This is a genomic window from Rhodococcus sp. Eu-32, from assembly GCF_003336925.1.
GTDB classification, from domain to species: domain Bacteria; phylum Actinomycetota; class Actinomycetes; order Mycobacteriales; family Mycobacteriaceae; genus Rhodococcoides; species Rhodococcoides kyotonensis_B.
This window is the reverse complement of record NZ_QGNK01000074.1, coordinates 1-478: the sequence shown is the minus strand read 5'-3', so window position 1 is coordinate 478 and position 478 is coordinate 1. Positions and strand designations below refer to the sequence as shown.

General features: G+C 56.7%; 1 rRNA gene. It reads left to right on the top strand.

The window, feature by feature from the left end:
* Window positions 1-478, top strand: a 16S ribosomal RNA gene (locus tag DK926_RS26960); the annotation flags it as partial.

Below are 478 nucleotides of genomic sequence, written 5' to 3'. Positions count from 1 at the left end.
AGGAGAGTTGCTTCCTACGGGGGGCTGCAGTGGGGAATATTGCACAATGGGCGGAAGCCTGATGCAGCGACGCCGCGTGAGGGATGACGGCCTTCGGGTTGTAAACCTCTTTCGCTAGGGAAGAAGCCACTTTTGTGGTGACGGTACCTGGATAAGAAGCACCGGCTAACTACGTGCCAGCAGCCGCGGTAATACGTAGGGTGCAAGCGTTGTCCGGAATTACTGGGCGTAAAGAGCTCGTAGGTGGTTTGTCGCGTCGTCTGTGAAAGCCCGGGGCTTAACTCCGGGTCTGCAGGCGATACGGGCATAACTAGAGTGCGGTAGGGGAGACTGGAATTCCTGGTGTAGCGGTGGAATGCGCAGATATCAGGAGGAACACCGGTGGCGAAGGCGGGTCTCTGGGTCGTAACTGACGCTGAGGAGCGAAAGCATGGGTAGCGAACAGGCTTAGATACCCGAGTAGTCAAGCAACTCTTAA